Origin of the sequence: Sandaracinus amylolyticus (assembly GCF_021631985.1) — a bacterium.
Lineage (GTDB): Bacteria > Myxococcota_A > Polyangia > Polyangiales > Sandaracinaceae > Sandaracinus > Sandaracinus amylolyticus_A.
The window spans coordinates 5,554,148-5,571,287 of record NZ_CP070225.1 but is presented as its reverse complement, the minus strand read 5'-3'; the positions used below and the strand labels follow the sequence as shown (position 1 = coordinate 5,571,287).

Here is a 17,140-nt window from a genome sequence, read left to right as displayed (position 1 = left end):
GCATCGCGGGTGCCACGTGAGGGAACGAGGCGATGCGCGTCAGCGCGGGGCGACGCGCTCCGGGAGCTCGAGCGCCGGCCACCCGCGCGACGGATCACGCAGGTAGAGGTAGTGCGCGTAGTGCGTGGTCACGCGCCGCACGTAGTTGCGCGTCTGATCGAACGGGATCTCCTCGACGAAGAGATCCAATTCCACACCGCGCTCGCCCGCGCGCGCCAGCCACTCCTGCACGCGATGGCCCCCCGCGTTGAACGCGGCGAAGCAGAGCGGCACGCCGTGCGCATCGACGAGCCCGCGCACGTACGCGGCACCGAGCCGCGCGTTCCACTCGGGCACGAAGAGCATCTCGCGCTCGAAGCGCACGCCGAGCCCGCGCGCCACGCGCGAGGCGGTCGAGGGCAACATCTGCAAAAGGCCGATGGCGTCGGCGTACGAGAGCGCATCGGGGTCGTACGCGCTCTCCTGACGCATGATGCCCCAGAGCAGCTCGGGCTCGAGGCCCTGCGCGCGCGCCGCTTCGCCCACCGCGCTCTCGAACGCGCGCGGATACGCGGCGTCCCACACCCAACGCTCGCCGCGCAGCGCCGGGCGCGCGAGCGCTTCGTGCTGCGCGGTCAGCCGGTACGCGCGGTTCGCGTCGCCGATGCGCACGAACGCGTCGGCCACGGCATGCAGATCGCCCTGGGCGCGCAGCGTGCGCTCCTGCGATCGCAGCCGCTCGCGCGCGTCGCGATCGAGGCCGAGCGCGAGCAGGAGCGAGACGTCTGCGGGCAGCGTGATGCTCGTGCTCTCCGCGCTCTCGTCGCGGGCCTCGCGCGCGAACGGCGAGCCCGGCTCTTCGCCCATCGCGATCAGGCGCTGTCGCGCGAGCAGCGCGTACCAGTGCAGCGGCTCGACGTGCAGCGCCTGTCGATACGCCGCGATCGCGCCGGCGCGATCCCCCCCTTCGGCGAGCGCGCGCGCGCGCCAGTAGGTCCCGCGGCCGCGCACCAGCACGTCCGCATCCATCCGCGCGTACGCCTCGAAGCGCGCCGCCGCACGGAGATACGCGCGCCGATCGCGGGCGCGCCGGAACGCATCGATCGCGAGCTGCCACGCACCTTCGCGGGCGAGCCGCGGAGCGGTCGCCGCGCGCGGTCCGGCGACGAAGCGCTCCATCGCGCGGGTGCCGGTGCGACGACCGAGGCGCAGCTCGAGCCACGCCGCGAGGTAGTCCGCCTCCGCGGCTTCGTCGCTCCGCGGCGCGCGCCGCACCAGCGCGCGGTACGCGCGGATCGCACCGGCATCGTCGCCCGCCCGCGAGCGCGCGCGCGCGGCGTGGAACGCATCGGCAGTCGCGGTCGAGCTCGGCAGCGCCGCGGATTGGGTCAGCACCTCCGCGGCCTCGGCGTAGGCGTGGCGCGACTGGAAGAGCGCCATGCCGCGCACGTGCAGGAGACGCGCGGCGAGCGCGCGATCCCGCGGTCGCGCGACACCCTCGAGCATGCGCACCGCATCGTCGTGCAGGAGCGCACGCGAGAGCCGCTCCGCGCGATCGACGCGCTCCTCGACGCTCGGCTCGATCGCGCTGCCCGCGATCGCGACGTACGCGTCGGCGGCGTGCTGCGCGTCGGGATGCTCGGGTCGCTCGAGCCAGAGCGCGCGCAGCGTGTCTCGTGCGCGATCGCGATTCCCCGCGCGCGCCTGGGCCTCGGCGAGCGCCATGCGCAGCGCGAACGCGTCGACGTCGCGCTCGTCCGCGCTCGCCTCGCGCCCGAGCTGGGCCTCGGCGGCCGCGAGATCACCGCGCACCAGCGCGCACTCGGCGCGCACCGCGCGCTCGATCGCGTCGAGACGATCGAGCGTCGCGAGCTGGGCCTCGGCCTCGTCGCAGCGCCCACGCCGCGCGAGCAGTCGCGCCCGGCGGCCCTGCGCATCGCGCACGATCGCCGTGGGCAGCGCGTCTCCCTCGGCGCGCCCGAGCGCCTCGATCGCCGCGTCGATCGCGCCGGTCCGCTCGGCGAGGCGCCCCTCGAGGTAGCGCAGCGCAGCGTGCGCGCGTGTGGCCTCGGGCAGGGCGCGCAGCGCGGCGAGCGCGCCCGCCTCGTCGCCGCGTCGGACCATCGCCGCGATCGGTCGCGCCGCCTCCGGCACCTCTTGCGCGCGGGCGACCGCGGTCATCGACATCACCACGACGAACGTGAGCACGGCCGCGCGCATCGCGGCTCGAACGCGACCTCGCCCGCTCGCGATTCCCCGATGGTATGAGCTCCAACGATCCACGACCCGCGGCGCGCATCCTGATCGACCCCGAGCCCACGCGTCACGTTCTCGGAGTACCCTCGAACGCGCGGGCGCGCCGCGCCCGTGGAGGAGGGGACGATGATGCGCACGAGGACAGTCGCGATCGCGGTCGCGCTCACCGGTCTCGCGGCCTGCGCGAGGAACGAGGACGGGCCGGCGCGCCCGATGCCGACCACACCGCCGATCGACACCCCGCGCGCCGACGCCGGCGTCCCGCCGCCGCCGGGCTTCGACGGCGGCACGATCATCCAGGCTGCGGAGCCACCGCCGCCGATCTCGGGCGGCACGCTCGCACTGAGCCGCGACGGATCGTTGATCGTCGCCGCGGATCCCGAGCTCGACACGATCTCGATCGTCGACGTCGAGAACGCCACCTTGCGCCACACGATCGAGCTCACCGAGGGCGACGAGCCGGGCCGCGTGGTGATCGACGGCGCCGGTCGCGCCCACGTCGTGCTGCGCAGCGCGGGCGCGATCGCCGACGTCGATCTCGCGAGCGGCACGCTGATCGCGCGCCGTGCGGTGTGCGCGGTGCCGCGCGGCATCGCGTTCCGCGCGAGCGACGACAGCCTCCACGTCGCGTGCACCGAGGGCACGCTGGTGTCTCTCCCCGCGTCGGGCGGCGAGCCCACGCGCCGCGTGCACGTCGCGGACGATCTGCGCGACGTGGTCGTCGACGGCAGCGATCTCTACGTCACCACCTTCCGCACTGCGCACCTGCTGCGGCTCGACGCGGCGGGCGCGATCGTGTCCGACGCGGTGCCGAGCGAGATCCCGAGCGAGAGCCTGATCCCGATGCGCGTCACCGCGCCCGGTCCGTTCCAGCCCGCGGTCGCGTGGCGCGCGATCTCGAGCGGTCTCGGCATCATGGTGCTCCACCAGCGCGCGCTCTCCGCGGAGTTCGTGCCGGAGGGCGGCTACGGCGGAGGTGGCTGCGGCGGCGCGATCGTGCACACGTCGGTCTCCGAGCTCACGTCGGGCGAGATGCGCAGCGGCGATCCGCTGGGCGGTGTGGTGCTCGGCGTCGACGTCGCGGTCTCGCACGACGGGCTGCGCATCGCGGTCGCCGCCCCGGCGAACGCGTACCCGCGCAACGGTGGCATCGCGACCATCACGCGCTCGAGCGGCGACGTGCTCGTCTATTCGCGCACCGCGGCGACGACCTCCTCGGAGACGCCGCGCTGCACCAACGGGAGCTTGCCGCGCCTCGACGACGTCGGCGCCGCGATCGCGGTCCTCTTCCTGCCCGACGGTCGCGTCGTGGCGCAGACGCGTGCGCCCTCGCGCGTGCTCTTCGAGGCGCGCGATCCCGACGTGCTCGTCGGTCCGGTCGTCGAGCTCGCGGGCGACGACACGTTCGACACCGGCCACATGCTCTTCCACTCGGCGGCGGGCGGCGGCCTCGCGTGCGCGTCGTGTCATCCCGAGGGCGGCGACGACGCGCGCACCTGGCGCTTCGCGGGCATCGGCCCGCGCCGCACCCAGACGATGCGCGGCGGGCTGCTCGACACCGCGCCGTTCCACTGGGACGGCGACATGACGGAGTTCCGCGACCTCGTGCACAACGTGTTCGTGGGGCGCATGGGCGGCGAGGTGTTCGACGAGCGCGAGATCGGCGCGTTCGGCGGGTGGATGGACACGCTGCCCGCGCTGCCGCGCCCCTCGGTCACCGATGCCGATCAGGTCGAGCGCGGCCGCACGCTCTTCCACGACGCGACGGTCGGCTGCGCGACCTGCCACACCGGCAGCGCGCTCACCAACAGCGCGACCGTCGACGTCGGCACCGGCAAGGCGCTGCAGGTCCCGACGCTGCTCGGCATCGCCTACCGCGCGCCGTACATGCACGACGGCTGCGCGCCCACGCTGCGCGATCGCTTCGGCAGCTGCGGCGGCGGCGACACGCACGGTCGCACCAGCCATCTGAGCGAGGCGCAGATCGACGATCTCGTCGCGTACCTGCAGACGCTGTGATCACGGGCCCGTCGCGCGCTCGAGCGATACGATGCGCGCGATGTGCACCATCGTCGTCCTGCACGACGTGCTCCCCGATCATCCGCTCGCGATCGTCGCGAACCGAGACGAGTGGCACGCGCGCGCATCGAGCGCTCCGCGGGTCCTGCACGAGGACCCGCGCGCGATCGGCGGGGTCGATCTCGTCTCGGGCGGCACCTGGATGGGCGCCAACGCGCTCGGGCTCTTCGTCGGGCTGACCAACCAGCGCGGCTCGGAGGCGCCCGATCGCACCCGCCGATCGCGCGGCGACGTGGTGCTGCGCGCGCTCGCGCTGCGCGATCCGAGCGAGGTCGAGGCGTTCCTGCGCACCCTCGATGCGCGCGCGTACAACGCGTTCAACCTGATCTTCGGTGTGCCCGGCGACGTGCGGGTCGCCTATGCGCGCGACGATCGCGATGCGATCGAGATCGAGCGCGTGGCGCCCGGGGTGATCGTGCTGCCCAACGATCGCCTCGGCTCGCCCGAGTTCCCGAAGATCGCGCGTGCCGAGGCGCGCGCCCACGACGCGATGTGCGCGAGCCAGATCGAGCCCGCGCTCCTGCGTGTCCTCGCCGATCACGACAAGCCCGACGACGCCGCGATCCCCGAGGCGACGTCGCGGTTCCCGCGCGAGGTGCTGCGCGAGCTCCAGGCGCTCTGCATCCACCTGCCCGAGTACGGAACCGTCTCGTCGACCGCGATGCTCTACGGCCGCGATCGTCGCATCGCGCGCTATCTCTTCGCGGCCGGACCGCCCTGTCGCGTGGCGTTCGACGACGTCACGTCCCTCTTGGTGGGCGCAGAACCCCGATCGAACCTCGATTCGCCGGCCGAATAGCCGGAATCGCATCGGAATTCTGGCAACAAGTCCGTTTCTGAGCGACAGTGTTGGAGTCCACGGAGGCCCGCCGTGCCCCACCGGTCGCGTCTCGCGCTCGCGCTCTCTTCGCTCGCGCTCGTGCTCGTGGTCCTCGCATCGCCCGCAGCCGCGCGGCTACGCGCCGGCATCCCGCGCGCGCAGCCGATCCACGTGCTGTTCATCGGCAACAGCTACACACGCTCGAACAACCTGCCGTACATGGTGCGGCGCATCGCCGAGACGATCCCCGACACCGCGCCGTTCCGCGTCACGAAGATCGCGAACCCGGGCTGGGATCTGCAGCGCCACTGGTACGTCGACGAGACGCGCCACGCGCTCGCGCAGGGCGGCTTCACGCACGTCGTGCTGCAGGGCCACTCGCTCACCGCGCTTCAGCACCGCGACGAGTTCGAGGGCTACGCGCGCCTCTTCGACGGCGAGATCGATCGCATCGGCGCGCGCTCGGTGCTCTTCGAGACGTGGGCGCGCTCGCCGCGCTCGGGCGCGTACCGCCGTCGTCGCGACGTGCCGCACATCGCGGAGAGCCCGGTCGACATGCAAGCGCGCGTGAGCGAGTGCTACCTCCAGCTCGCGCGGGACATCGACGCCGATCTCGCGCCCGCAGGCCGCGCGTTCCTGCTCGCACAACAGCGGCTGCGCGATCCCGATCTCTATCGCAGCGACGGCGCGCACCCGAGCCCCAACGGGACGTTCCTCGCGGCGGCGGTGCTCTACGCGACCATCGCGCACGACGATCCGCGCCGCAGCCCGTGGCGCCCCCACCGCATGTCCCGCGACCTCGCCGATCAGCTGCGCGACGTCGCGTACGTCTCGGTCACGAGCGAGCATTAGGAGCGCGGGAAAGGAGAGGAACACCACGGCGTGTGTCCGTGGTGGGACTCGACTCGTCGCGCCGAGCTCTTTTCGGAATTTCTAAGGAAAGCAGGAGGAGAAGGAAGACCACGGCGCAGTGCGTGTGGTGCAACGCCCATTCGCGCGCAGCGCTCGAACGAAGAAATCTCGTTCGAGGCCTTCGTTGCTCGGTGAGCCGGCAGGAAGACCCATCGACGTGGCCTTCCTAACCCTCCTGCCCTCCTCAGAGGCCCGGAAATCCGAGGGAGCGAAGCTGTCGCTCGGTGAGTCGGCAGGAAGGCCCATCGACGTGGTCTTCCTAACCCTCCTGCTCTCCTCAGAGGGCCCGGATCTCCTGCTCTCCTCGGAGGCTCAGCCGCGAGCGGCGCGCTCGAGGTTCTCGAGGCCTTGCTCGAAGTCCTTGCCGATCATCTGATCCATGTCGGTGAAGACCGAGAACACCTTGCCCATGAACGTGTTCTCGCCCTCCATCGTCCACGACACCTCGGTGCCCTCACCGCTCGGCGTGAGCGTGAAGATCGTCGTGTTCGTCGCCGGGAACGGCTTGATGAACTCGAGCTTCAGCGCGAGGCGCTCGCTCGGCTTGCTCTCGACGATCTCCATGCGGCCCTCGCCCGCCTTGTTGTTGCCCTTCCACGCGTAGCTCGCGCCGACGCCGCGGTCGGAGCCGCCGTACGTGCGCTGCAGCTCGGGGTCGAGCTTCTCCCACGGCGACCACTCGGTCCAACGCCGGAAGTCGTCGAGCTTCGGGAAGATCGCGTCGGGCCTCGCCGCGATGAGCTTCTTGCGCTCGACGCGGAACGACGAAGGTTTGCGCGACGCGAGCGCGAGCACCGCCGCGACGCCGAAGCCGATCACCGCGAGCGCACCGTAGAGGATGGGCATGCGCGCGAGGGTGCACAGCGGGCGCGCGCGTTGTCGAGGTCCGCGCATGGAGCTGGCTCGACGTCATCGCACCGCTGGCTCGCTGCGCGCGATCGCGCGCGTGCTACCGCTGCTCGCATGGAGATCGCCATCGTCGCGTTCGACGGCTTCACCGACGTCGACGTCTTCCTTCCGTGGGATCTGCTCAACCGCGTCGATGCGCCCGGCTGGCGCGTGCGCATCGTCGCCGACGCGAAGACGGTCACGTCGATCGCGGGGCTGCCGATCGCGACGCACGGCACGCTCGACGACGCGTCGCGCGCCGACGCGGTGGTGATCGCGAGCGGCCCCGGCCTGCGCGCGAAGCTGCTCGAGCCCGCATGGCTCGACGCGCTCGCGCTCGATCCTTCGCGCCAGCGCATCGGCTCGATGTGCTCGGGCGCGCTGGTGCTCGCCGCCAAGGGCTTCTTGCGCGGCGCTCGCGCGACGACCTATCCGACCCAGCGCGAGCGCCTCGCTGCGATGGACGTCGACGTCGTCGAAGAGCCCTTCGTGCAGCAGGGCCACGTCGCGACGGCGGCGGGCTGTCTCGCCGCGATCGATCTCGTCGGCTGGCTCATCGAAGAGCTCGCGGGCGCGGAGCAGCGCGAGATCGTGCTGCGCTCGGTGCAGCCCGTCGGTCGCGGCCTCGGCTTCGACGACCGCCCGCTGCCGACCCGTCACTACGCGCCGCCCGCGCGCTGATCCGAACGCGATACGCTCAGCGGGTGAATCGGAGCGCGCTGCCGGCGCTTGCTTTCGTCGTCGGAATCGCCGGGGCGCCGAGCGTCGCGGCTGCGTGCAGCTGTGTGCACGAGCGCTATCCGCTCGCGTCTGCGTGCGAGCGCGCGGAGGTCGGGTTCACCGGGGTGGTGGAGGCGGTCGAGTCGCTCGAGGCGCGTGATGAATGGCAGCCGCAGTGGCGCATGCGCATCCGGGTGATCCAGGTCATCCAGGGCACGCTCGCAGACATCGTGCTCATGACCGTCGGTGGCGCCACGAGCTGCGATCTCGATCGGGCCTGGCCCGTCGGAACGCTCGTTCGCGTGTTCCTGCGTGATCCGCAGCAGCGCCACGTGACGCACTGCACGCACGTGGAGGGGCTGCCGGATGACGTGGCCGCGCGTGAGGACCCGTGCACCGAAGAGGTGCTGGCGACGGAGCGAGCCGCCGTCGACGAGCGGATGCGCGAGTGGGACGCGCGAATCGCTCGGCGGCAACGAGCGGGCGCAGCCGGATGCGCGAGCTGCGCCGTCGGTACGGGTCGCGCGTCGCCATCGCTCGTCGTCGCCACACTCGCACTGCTGATGATCGCAGCGCGACGTCGCGCGTGACCCCTCAGGCCGGCGGGCCACCGGCGAGCATCGCGCGCAGGAAGTGCGGCTTCGCGAGCGCGAACGCGTCGACCGTCGGATCGATCGAGCGCGAGAGGCCCGCGAGCAGCGCGAACGTGCGGCCGTAGAGCACGAGCTCCTGCGGGATCACGATCCCTCGCACCGACGAGATCTGCGAGAGCACTTCCTCGCGCACCCACGTGAAGTCCATCGCCTGCGTCTGCTCGGGCGTCATCGTCGCGTAGCGCCCGAGGATCTTCTCGAGCAGCGGCTTCACGCGCGGGATGTCCTTCTCGGCGAAGAGCCCGAGCTCGCTGAGCGTCTGCGCGAACCCGTCGACGTCGTGGGTCACGAAGCTCATCACGCTGCGCACCAGCGTCTGGTGGAACGCGCGCGTCAGGATCTTCACCTGACCGAAGTCGACGATGCAGACCTCGGGCTGTCCGTCCTCGCCGATGCGCGCGAGCAGGTTCCCGGGGTGCGGGTCGCTCTGGAACACGCCGTCGACGTACATCATCTTCACCCACGCCTCGATCACGAGCTCGAGCAGCGCGCGCCGATCCATGCGCGGGTCCGCCAGCAGCGTGGGGTCGATGATCTTCTTGCCCTCGAACCACGTGGTGCAGATGACGTCGCGCCGCGTGTACTCGGTGAGCACGCGCGGCACGTGGATGCGCGGAACCTCCTTGAAGTTCTCGTGCACGGTCTGCGTGAAGCGCGCCTCCTGCTCGTAGTCGAGCTCGGTGAAGAGCGCGCGCCGCACCTCCTCGAAGATCGGCCGCAGCGACATCTGCGGCACGAACACCGAGAAGAGCGGCAGCATCATGCGCAGCGTGAACATGTCGGCCGCGAGCTTCGCCTCGGCGTCCGGATAGCGGATCTTCAGCGCGACGCGCTCGCCGTCGGGCGTGACCGCCTTGTGCACCTGGCCGAAGCTCGCGGCGGCGGTGGGCTGGGTGTCGATCGACTCGAAGAGCTCGTGCGGCGAGCGCCCGTACGCGCGCCGCACGTGCGGCTCCAGCTCGATCCACGGCAGCGGATCGACGCGATCCTGCAGACCGCTGAGCGTGCTGGTCCACTCGACGGGCAGGATGTCGACGCGCGTCGACAGGATCTGCCCGACCTTGATGAGCCCGCCGCGCATCCGCACCGCGAGGCGGTAGAAGCGCGGCGCGTGCTTCTCGTGCAGCGCCCTCCATCGCTCGCTCGGGATCGTGGCGCCGCGTCGCATCCGCACGAACGGGACGACGTAGGCGAGCCAGATCGGCAAGAGCGTCAGCGACGCGATCAGGGCGCGAGAGACCAACAACCAGGCGCGCTTCAGCACATCGGGAGTATGGGGCCGTGCACGCCGGATCGCGACGGGCGCTCGATCAGCCCGCCGCGCGCACCCGCGCGAGCTCGCGCACCGCGATGTCGGCGGCGTGCTCGATCTCGCACGCGACCCAGCGATGGCTCGCCGCGATCTGGTAGCGGATGCGTCGCAGCTGACCGCCGGTCGCGCCGACCAGCACCACGTCGAAGGGCGCGTCGGGGCGCGTCGCCAGCGCGGCGATGGTCGCGAGGTCGACCGAGGGCAGCAGCGCGTCGACGATCGCGATGACCGCGAGCCCCGACGCGTACGCGCGCTGCGAGCGCGTGACGAGATCGATCGCGCGCTCCACCGGCGCGACCTCGATGGTGTCGGTGGTCGCGGCGCGCATGCGCTCGACGAACGCGGGGTCGCGCGTGACGACGAGCATCGAGTCCACGCCGCGGGGAGGGCGGATGGTCTCGCGCTCGCGCGCCTTCTCGACGTTCACGACGCCGCTCTCCTCTCGCCACGTGCGGTGGCGCGGGCGCACGCCGCTGCTCGCCATGAGCAGGAGCGGCGAGAGCCGATCGGACACCGCGTCGTACGCGACCGAGCCGATCGACTCCTCGACGGCCTCGCGCAGCGGTCCGATCACGAAGCGCGACATCGCCTCGGGATCGCGGGGGAGGGCGGCGCGCTCGGCGTAACGCAGCGCGGTGAGCACCACGCGCATCGCGGTGGCGGGCGACATCACACCCTCGAGCGCGTCCAGCACCGCGGCCTCGAGGTTCACCTCGCCACCCTCGGGCGGCGAGCCAACCAGCGCTGCGCCGTCGTGCATCGGGACCCGAGACCGCATCGACACCTCCCCGACGCAGAGGCTGCGCTCTGGGAGGGCCGCGCGGTGATTAATAGAGGGTTAATCGGCGCGTGTCGGGGGGATCCCCGACGCGCGCGATCACACCGACGGAGCGAGCAGCGCGAGCGCCATCTCGAGCGCGGGCGGCGGCTGGGCCTCGGCCTCGCCCTTCGCGCGCGCTTCTGCGGCCGCCTTGCGTGCCCGCTCGAGCTCCGCGGGACGGAGCGCCGAGGGATCCTTGAACATCGCGTCGAGCGCGTTGCGCATCTGCTTGCGCGCCTCGTGGATGCGCCAGGCGATGGTGCCCTCGGTGGTCTCGAGGACGACCGCGGCCTCGGGATAGCTGAGGCCCTGCATCATCGTCAGCGCGACCGTCGTCTTCAGCAGCGGCGAGAGACGATCGAACGCGCGCACGAGATAGACGTAGGTCTGGCGCAGCTCGAGCGCGCGGTGCGGATCACCGCCCGAGTCGACGGCCACCGCGACGGTGACGCGCGGATCGTCGAGGTCCGCGGTGCGGCGGCGGTTGCGATCGCGACGGACGTTCAGCGCCCGGTTCAGCGCGATGCGGTAGAGCCACGTGAAGAACTCGCTGCGGCCCTCGAAGCGATCGATGTTGCGGTAGGCGCGCACGAACGCGTCCTGCGTGATGTCGTCGGCGTCGCTCGGGCTGCCCGTCATGTGGAGGGCGAGCGCGAAGATGCGGTGGCGATAGCGCTTCACCAGCGCCTCGAACGCGCGGGGATCGCCGCTCTTGGCGGCCTCGACGAGCTCGTGGGCCTCGCGGGCGCGCGCCTCGCTGCTCTCTTCTTCTGCGAGCGGCGCGGCGACCTTCGCCTCGAGCGAATCGAGCGCGGCGGCGAGCTCGGCGCGCGCATCGATCGAGGGCGAGCTCGGCGGCTCGGTCGCGGGCTTCCGCGCCGGCGGACGCGGCGCCTTCGGGCGCACCAGCGTGGTGTCGTCGGGCCGCGGCGATTTCGGCACCGGCGGCGGGCCCGCGGGTCGCGCGATGCGCGCGCTGGGCGGCAGCGGCGGCACCGCGCGCGCGGCTGCGCTCGACGGAGCGGGCTGCGACGCCGTGCGCGGCGGAGCCGCGACGTGTGCAGACGTGGGACCAGCTTTCGTGGCTTCTGCGCCGTTGGCGGCGCTCGCGGAAGCCACCGCGGCGTCTCGCCTCGGAGGTAGAGGCGGAGGGCGTCGCGTCGAGTGCATGTCGGGCCTCTGAACCCCTCGAAGGGGCGGTCCTTGGGTGACTCGGGAGAAAGCCAGGCGAGCTGAAGTCAGCGTCTCGATTCGAAGAGCGAAGAGGACCAAAGTTGATGCAGGCGGACGAGGGTGACGGATCGATCGCGAGCTGTCCACCCCCTAGGACGCACGCTTGATCGGCACTGGTCGATCTGTTAGACCGCGGCGCTCCGCACGATCTACACGCGCCACGAGCGAATCCAACGTGCTGTTCGACTGGGTATACGGCCTCTTCTCCAACGATCTCGCGATCGACCTGGGGACCGCAACGACCCTCATCTACGTGAAGGGTCGCGGCATCGTGTCGTGCGAGCCCAGCGTGGTGGCGGTCCAGACCGACGCACGCGGCGGTAAGAAGGTGCTCGCGGTCGGCAAGGAAGCGAAGGAGATGCTCGGCCGCACGCCGGGCAACATCTCCGCGGTGCGCCCGCTCCGCGACGGCGTCATCGCCGACTTCGAGATCACCGAGGCGATGCTGCGGTACTTCATCCGCCGCGCCCAGAACCGCAGCACGCTGGTCAAGCCGCGCATCATCATCTGCGTTCCGTTCGGCATCACCGAGGTCGAGAAGCGCGCGGTGAAGGAGAGCGCCGAGAGCGCCGGCGCGCGCGAGGTCTTCCTGATCGAGGAGCCCATGGCGGCGGCGATCGGGGCGGGCCTCCCGATCACCGAGCCGAGCGGCAACATGGTCGTCGACATCGGCGGCGGCACGACCGAGGTCGCGGTCATCTCGCTCGCGGGCATCGTCTACTCCCAGAGCGTCCGCGTCGGCGGCGACAAGATGGACGAGGCGATCGTCGCGTACCTCAAGCGCAAGTACAACCTGCTGATCGGCGACCAGACCGCCGAGCGCGTGAAGTGCACGATCGGCAACGCGTACCCGGGCGACGAGGTCGAGACGATGGAGGTCAAGGGACGCGACCTGGTCGCGGGCGTCCCGAAGACGGTCGTCGTGAACTCGGACGAGATCCGCGACGCGCTGAGCGAGCCGATCAACACGATCGTCGAGGCCGTGATGGCCGCGCTCGAGCGCACGCCGCCCGAGCTGAGCGCCGACATCGTCGACAAGGGCATCGTGCTGACCGGCGGCGGCGCGCAGCTCAAGAACCTCGACGTGCTGCTGCGCGAAGAGACCGGCCTTCCGGTGATGGTCAGCGATGATCCGGTGAGCGCGGTCGTGCTCGGATCGGGCAAGACGCTCGATCACCTCGACCTGCTCCGCGAAGTCACGATCAGCTGAGAGCAGTGCAAAATATCCGCTCGCCCGCTCAGGGGCCCTCCCACGTGCTCCGCACGTTCCCGTGCGGGCCCTGCGCGAGCGAGCACTCCAGCGGGACTGAGAGCAGTACAAAATAACGGCTCGCCCGCTCAGGGCCCTCCCGTCCACGTGCTCCGCACGTTCCCGTGCGGGCCCTGCGCGAGCGAGCACTCCAGCGGGACTGAGAGCAGTGCAATGAAGATTCGTCCGTCGGTGCGCCTCGCGGCGCTCGCGCTCCTGTCGGCGTGTGATCCGTCTCCGTGCGACCGCGCGGCCGACGCGTGTGACACGCCCGATCCAATCGTCGTCTCGCTGTTCGGGAGCGAGCGCATCGACGCGTGCCGCGAGACGGCGAGCGGTGGCTCGGACGTCGAGTGCACCGAGTGCGAGGAAGTCTGCGGCGCGCCGAGCGAGACGACCGAGCTCGAGATCGTCGGGTGCTGGGCGACTGCGCCGGCCGGTACGTCGCGCCGTGTGCTCTGCCTCGGCGAGGAGTACGTGCCGAACGAGGTCGAGGACGCGAACGGCGCGTTCGCGTTCCAGCTCTGGCGCGGCGCGCCGGGCGAGGAAGTGGCCGATCTCTCCGGGGAATTCGAAGTGGTCGAGGACGAGGGCGTGCTGCGCCTGTACCTCGACGAGATGCCCGGCGAGCAGCTGTGCGCCGCGGTGCGGCTCGCGCGCGGTCATGGCCTCGCGACGGGCGATCTCGATCGCGAGTGCGAAGCCGACGCGCCGCTCGTGCTCGGTTGGGCCAGCGCCGACGAGCCGCGCTGAGCCTCGACGGAGGTTCGCGCCGGAGGTAGGGCTCGCTCCCATGAGCGAGACACTCCCGATCCGTTGTGCCTGCGGCCAGCTGCGCGGCCGCATCGAGCTCGTCCCCGGCGGTGGCCAGCGCGTCGTCTGTTATTGCGACGACTGCCAGGCCTACGGGCGCTTCCTCGGGCGCGACGACGTGCTCGACGCACGCGGCGGCACCGACCTCTGGCAGACCCGGCCGTCGCTGGTGCGGATCACCGAGGGCGAGAGCGAGCTCGTGTGCATGCGGCTCTCGGATCGCGGGATGATCCGGTGGTACGCGCGCTGCTGCCGCACGCCGATCGCGAACACGATGGCCTCGGCGAGCACGCCGTTCGTCGGGATGGTGCACCGGTGCATCGGCGACGAGCGGACCCGGAACGAGGTGCTCGGCGCGCCGATCGCCGGGCTGATGGGGCGCTTCGCGATCGGCGGGCTGCCCGAGGGCGCCGCGCCCACGGTGCGCGTCGGGACGATCGTGCGGACCCTCGCGATGCTCGCGCGCGCAGCCCTCGCACGAGGTGCGACACCGTCGCCGTTCTTCGATGCCCGCACCAAGAAGCCGCGGGTCGAGCCCGAGGTGCTGACGGTCTCGGCCCGCGACGCGCTGCGCTGACGGGGCATTGCCGGGGTGGGCGGAGCGCTGCAGGGTCTTCCGGGTGGCGGTCGGAAAAGAGTTGAGCCGTTCGGGGTGGGTCGCGCGCACTCCATGAGCGACTCCGATCCCATGAGCGCTGCCGCCGCCAAGATCGCCGCCGTCCCCGAGGACGACGCCACGCTCGCCGCGCGCGCCGCGGGGGGTGACGAGCGCGCCTTCACCGCGATCTATCGCAAGCACGCCCGCTACGTGGCGGGCGTGGTGTACCGGCTCATGGGCGACGACGGAGAGCTCGACGACGTGGTGCAGGAGACCTTCGTCGCGGCGTCGGAGGGGCTCGCCGGGCTGAAGGAGGGCGCCACGTTGCGGGCCTGGCTCGTGACGATCGCGGTGCGGAAGGTGGCGCGCCGGCTCGGACGGCGGCAGCGACAGCGCTGGCTCGCCGGGATCTTCGGGCGCACCGAGCCTCGCTCGGTCTCGCCGGAGGTCGAGGGCGAGGCGTACGCGCTCTATCAGGCGCTCGCGATGCTCTCGATCGAGCGGCGCGTTCCCTGGACGCTGCATCACGTCGAGGGGCTGACGCTGCCCGAGGTGGCGGAGCATTGCGGCGTGTCGCTGGCGACGGTGAAGCGCAGGATCGCGGAAGCAGCGGCGCTGCTCGCGAAGCGGGGCTACGTGGTGGGCGCGGGAGGCCGCGAATGAGCGTCGACCTCGAGCAGGCACGGCGCGCCGAGCCGGACTGGGACGAGCTGCGGGAGCGGCGCGTGCTGACGCGCGTGCTCGCAGCGCGAGGAGAAGGCGCGGCGCGGCGTCGTCGCGCGCGCGTCGGGATCGCGTTCGGTGCGGGCGTGGCGGTCGCGGCGGCGCTGGCGCTCGTGTGGTTGCGCCCGGCGGCCCAGCCTTCGCGCGGGGATGCGATCGCGACGGTCGCGGTCGAGGGCGAGGCGGGCACGTCGCGCCCGGCGCGCTTGTCGCTGCGCGATGGATCCGAGGTGTTCCTCGCGTCGTCGGCGGACGTGCGCGTGGAGTCGGAGTCGGAGGGCGCGGTGCGCATCGCGCAGCTCGCGGGCGAGGCGCGCTACGTCGTGAGCCATCGCCCCGAGCGCTCGTTCGTCGTGGTGCTCGAGGACGTCGAGGTGCGGGTGCGCGGCACGCAGTTCGTCGTGCGGCGCGGCGAGCTCGACGTGGAGGTCGAGGTCGAGGAAGGGCGCGTCGAGGTCGCGCGGGGCGACGACGCGAGCATGCTCGGCGCCGGCGAGGCGCTGCGGGTGCGGATGCGCGCCGACGAGCCCGTCGTGGAGCCGGAGGTCGCGCCCGAGCCGGTGATCGAGGCGATCGAGCCCGAGCCCGAGACGTCGTCGATCGAGCGTGCGCCGCGCCCGGCGCGCCGCGAGAGCATCGAGGCGCTGCTCGCGCAGGCCGACGAGGCGCGGCGCGCCGGACGTCTCGACGACGCGGCGCGCGCGCTGCGGGCGGCGACGACGGCGGAGCCGCGCGATCCGCGGGTCGCGACCGCGTTCTTCACGCTCGGTCGTGTGGAGCGCGCGCGGGCGCGCGATGCGGCCGCGGCGGAGGCGTTCGAGGCGGCGTTCGCGCGCGCGCCGCACGGTGCGCTCGCCGAGGATGCGCTCGCCGAGGCGGCGGTCTCGTGGTCGGCCGCGGGCCGTCGCGAGCGGGCGCGCGTGGCGGCGCAGCGTTATCTCGAGCTGCACCCCTCTGGCCTCTACGCAGAACGTGTGCGTCACTTGGCCGAGTGATCGGACCTCGTGAGGCGTGGCGTTGCAGTCCCGTCGTGGGCGCGGCGCTCGTGCTCGCCGCGTGGACGATCGGGCCGGCGCGCGCGCGTGCCGATCTGACGATCGCTGCGCCTTCCTGCAGCGAGGTCGATCTCGCGGAGGTGCAGCGCCTGCTCGAGGTCGAGCTCGCCGACGTGACCCTCGCGTGGCGCGAGGTGTCGACGCCGGTGGTGCTGCTCGGATGCACCGGCGATCGCGTGCGGATCGAGATCACCGATCCGATCACCGACAAGAGCGTCGCGCGGACGATCGTGTGGCCGAGCGCCGATCGCGAGCGCGTGCTCGCGCTGGCGATCGCGCAGCTCTTCCTGACGTCGTGGCTCGAGCTGCTGATCGACGGCGATGCGGTGGTCGAGGGCGCGCCGGGCGCCGAAGAAGCAGAGCGCATCGCGCGCGGTGCGATCGAAGAAGCGCAGACCGCGGCCCCGCCGCAGGAGCCCGTGGTCGAGCCGCCGCCGCCCGCGCCCGTGGTCGTCGCGCCGCCGGCGGTCGAGCCACCGACGCCGCCGCCTCCGCCGCGCATCGATGCCGAGATCTCGCTCGAGGGCGGCACCCGCCTTCGCCTCGACGGCGAGCACCTCGCGACCGCGAGCGCCGGGCTGCGCGGCGCGATCGTGATCGACGACTCGATCGTCGCCGGGCTGCGCATCGCGACCGAGTTCGCGCGCACCTCGCGCACGCGCGGTGACATCGACGTGTACGCGGGCATCCTCGGCATCGGCGCGGCGTGGCGCACGCCGAGCCTCGGGCCGCTCTTCGCCGATCTCGGCGTGTGGGTGTCGGGCGACCTGCTCGTGCTCGAAGGTCGGCCTGCCTCCCCGGACGTCGAGGGCGGCACGACCATCGCGATCGCGGCCGAGGCGCAGCTCGAGGTCGCGCCTTCGCTCCGCCTCGGTCCGGTGGTGATCTCGGTCCCGCTCGGGCTTGGCGTCATCGCGTTCGCGCCCGATGGAGAGGTGACCGAAGAGCCTCCGGTGATCGTCGGAGGGCCCTTCTTCGCGGCGGCGCTCCGGGTCGCCATCACGCCTTCACAATTCTGAGCCGGTCTCGA

16 protein-coding genes are annotated in these 17,140 nt (G+C 72.1%); 10 read left to right on the top strand and 6 right to left on the bottom strand.

Annotated features, from left to right (window positions below; translation table 11 throughout):
- Positions 1-39: 39 nt before the first annotated feature.
- Positions 40-2,199 (bottom strand): lytic transglycosylase domain-containing protein, encoded by a 2,160-nt coding sequence (locus I5071_RS23505; protein ID WP_236514848.1) that lies wholly within the window; start codon positions 2,197-2,199, stop codon positions 40-42.
- 165 nt (positions 2,200-2,364) lie between these two features.
- On the opposite strand from I5071_RS23505, the gene I5071_RS23500 reads away from it, so the two are divergent.
- The 3 genes from I5071_RS23500 to I5071_RS23490 all read left to right on the top strand — a co-directional run bounded on the left by I5071_RS23500 (position 2,365) and on the right by I5071_RS23490 (position 5,986).
- Complete coding sequence (locus I5071_RS23500; protein ID WP_236514836.1) at positions 2,365-4,254, top strand: c-type cytochrome; 1,890 nt, start codon at positions 2,365-2,367, stop codon at positions 4,252-4,254.
- 40 nt (positions 4,255-4,294) lie between these two features.
- Positions 4,295-5,113: an NRDE family protein gene (locus I5071_RS23495; protein WP_236514834.1), complete on the top strand. Its 819-nt coding sequence runs from the start codon at positions 4,295-4,297 to the stop codon at positions 5,111-5,113.
- Positions 5,114-5,185: 72 nt separating this feature from the next.
- A complete protein-coding gene (locus I5071_RS23490) occupies positions 5,186-5,986 on the top strand; it encodes a hypothetical protein (protein WP_236514831.1) in 801 nt (266 codons plus the stop codon).
- Between the two features lie 372 nt (positions 5,987-6,358).
- On the opposite strand, the gene I5071_RS23485 is transcribed toward I5071_RS23490, so the two are convergent.
- Positions 6,359-6,892: an SRPBCC family protein gene (locus I5071_RS23485; protein WP_236514829.1), complete on the bottom strand. Its 534-nt coding sequence runs from the start codon at positions 6,890-6,892 to the stop codon at positions 6,359-6,361.
- Between the two features lie 117 nt (positions 6,893-7,009).
- On the opposite strand from I5071_RS23485, the gene I5071_RS23480 reads away from it, so the two are divergent.
- Positions 7,010-7,615 carry a DJ-1/PfpI family protein gene (locus tag I5071_RS23480; protein ID WP_236514827.1) on the top strand — a complete coding sequence of 202 codons (606 nt, stop codon included), beginning with the start codon at positions 7,010-7,012 and terminating at the stop codon, positions 7,613-7,615.
- Here I5071_RS23480 and I5071_RS23475 read toward each other — a convergent pair.
- The 4 genes from I5071_RS23475 to I5071_RS23460 all read right to left on the bottom strand — a co-directional run bounded on the left by I5071_RS23475 (position 7,594) and on the right by I5071_RS23460 (position 11,435).
- Positions 7,594-8,130 (bottom strand): hypothetical protein, encoded by a 537-nt coding sequence (locus tag I5071_RS23475; RefSeq protein ID WP_236514825.1) that lies wholly within the window; start codon positions 8,128-8,130, stop codon positions 7,594-7,596. The genes I5071_RS23480 and I5071_RS23475 overlap by 22 nt on opposite strands.
- A gap of 118 nt (positions 8,131-8,248) precedes the next feature.
- Entirely contained in the window at positions 8,249-9,553 is a 1,305-nt protein-coding gene (locus tag I5071_RS23470; protein ID WP_236514823.1) for an ABC1 kinase family protein, read from the bottom strand.
- Between the two features lie 64 nt (positions 9,554-9,617).
- Positions 9,618-10,397, bottom strand: a complete 780-nt coding sequence (locus I5071_RS23465; RefSeq protein ID WP_236514821.1) for a hypothetical protein — start codon at positions 10,395-10,397, stop codon at positions 9,618-9,620.
- A 99-nt stretch (positions 10,398-10,496) separates the two neighbouring features.
- Positions 10,497-11,435, bottom strand: coding sequence for an RNA polymerase sigma factor (locus tag I5071_RS23460; RefSeq protein ID WP_236514820.1), 939 nt, complete (start codon positions 11,433-11,435; stop codon positions 10,497-10,499).
- A gap of 415 nt (positions 11,436-11,850) precedes the next feature.
- On the opposite strand from I5071_RS23460, the gene I5071_RS23455 reads away from it, so the two are divergent.
- The 6 genes from I5071_RS23455 (at position 11,851) to I5071_RS23430 (ending at position 17,129) form a co-directional block, all read left to right on the top strand.
- Positions 11,851-12,882 (top strand): rod shape-determining protein, encoded by a 1,032-nt coding sequence (locus I5071_RS23455; protein WP_053238736.1) that lies wholly within the window; start codon positions 11,851-11,853, stop codon positions 12,880-12,882.
- A gap of 213 nt (positions 12,883-13,095) precedes the next feature.
- Entirely contained in the window at positions 13,096-13,674 is a 579-nt protein-coding gene (locus I5071_RS23450; protein ID WP_236514818.1) for a hypothetical protein, read from the top strand.
- Between the two features lie 40 nt (positions 13,675-13,714).
- Positions 13,715-14,311, top strand: a complete 597-nt coding sequence (locus I5071_RS23445; protein WP_236514817.1) for a DUF6151 family protein — start codon at positions 13,715-13,717, stop codon at positions 14,309-14,311.
- Positions 14,312-14,326: 15 nt separating this feature from the next.
- On the top strand, positions 14,327-14,995 hold the full coding sequence (locus tag I5071_RS23440; RefSeq protein ID WP_236514816.1) for an RNA polymerase sigma factor: 669 nt from the start codon (positions 14,327-14,329) through the stop codon (positions 14,993-14,995).
- The gene (locus tag I5071_RS23435; protein WP_236514814.1) at positions 14,992-16,050 is read left to right on the top strand and encodes a FecR domain-containing protein; all 1,059 of its coding nucleotides are present in this window, start codon (positions 14,992-14,994) and stop codon (positions 16,048-16,050) included. The genes I5071_RS23440 and I5071_RS23435 overlap by 4 nt, the downstream gene beginning before the upstream one ends.
- A complete protein-coding gene (locus tag I5071_RS23430; protein WP_236514812.1) occupies positions 16,047-17,129 on the top strand; it encodes a hypothetical protein in 1,083 nt (360 codons plus the stop codon). The genes I5071_RS23435 and I5071_RS23430 overlap by 4 nt, the downstream gene beginning before the upstream one ends.
- Positions 17,130-17,140: the final 11 nt, after the last annotated feature.

Coding starts and splice junctions, on each gene's coding strand:
- I5071_RS23435 (WP_236514814.1), top strand. CDS start 14,992: ATGAGCGTCGACCTCGAGCAGGCACGGCGCGCCGAGCCGGACTGGGAC.
- I5071_RS23445 (WP_236514817.1), top strand. CDS start 13,715: ATGAGCGAGACACTCCCGATCCGTTGTGCCTGCGGCCAGCTGCGCGGC.
- I5071_RS23465 (WP_236514821.1), bottom strand. CDS start 10,397: ATGCGGTCTCGGGTCCCGATGCACGACGGCGCAGCGCTGGTTGGCTCG.
- I5071_RS23485 (WP_236514829.1), bottom strand. CDS start 6,892: ATGCCCATCCTCTACGGTGCGCTCGCGGTGATCGGCTTCGGCGTCGCG.
- I5071_RS23500 (WP_236514836.1), top strand. CDS start 2,365: ATGCGCACGAGGACAGTCGCGATCGCGGTCGCGCTCACCGGTCTCGCG.
- I5071_RS23450 (WP_236514818.1), top strand. CDS start 13,096: ATGAAGATTCGTCCGTCGGTGCGCCTCGCGGCGCTCGCGCTCCTGTCG.
- I5071_RS23495 (WP_236514834.1), top strand. CDS start 4,295: ATGTGCACCATCGTCGTCCTGCACGACGTGCTCCCCGATCATCCGCTC.
- I5071_RS23480 (WP_236514827.1), top strand. CDS start 7,010: ATGGAGATCGCCATCGTCGCGTTCGACGGCTTCACCGACGTCGACGTC.
- I5071_RS23505 (WP_236514848.1), bottom strand. CDS start 2,199: ATGCGCGCGGCCGTGCTCACGTTCGTCGTGGTGATGTCGATGACCGCG.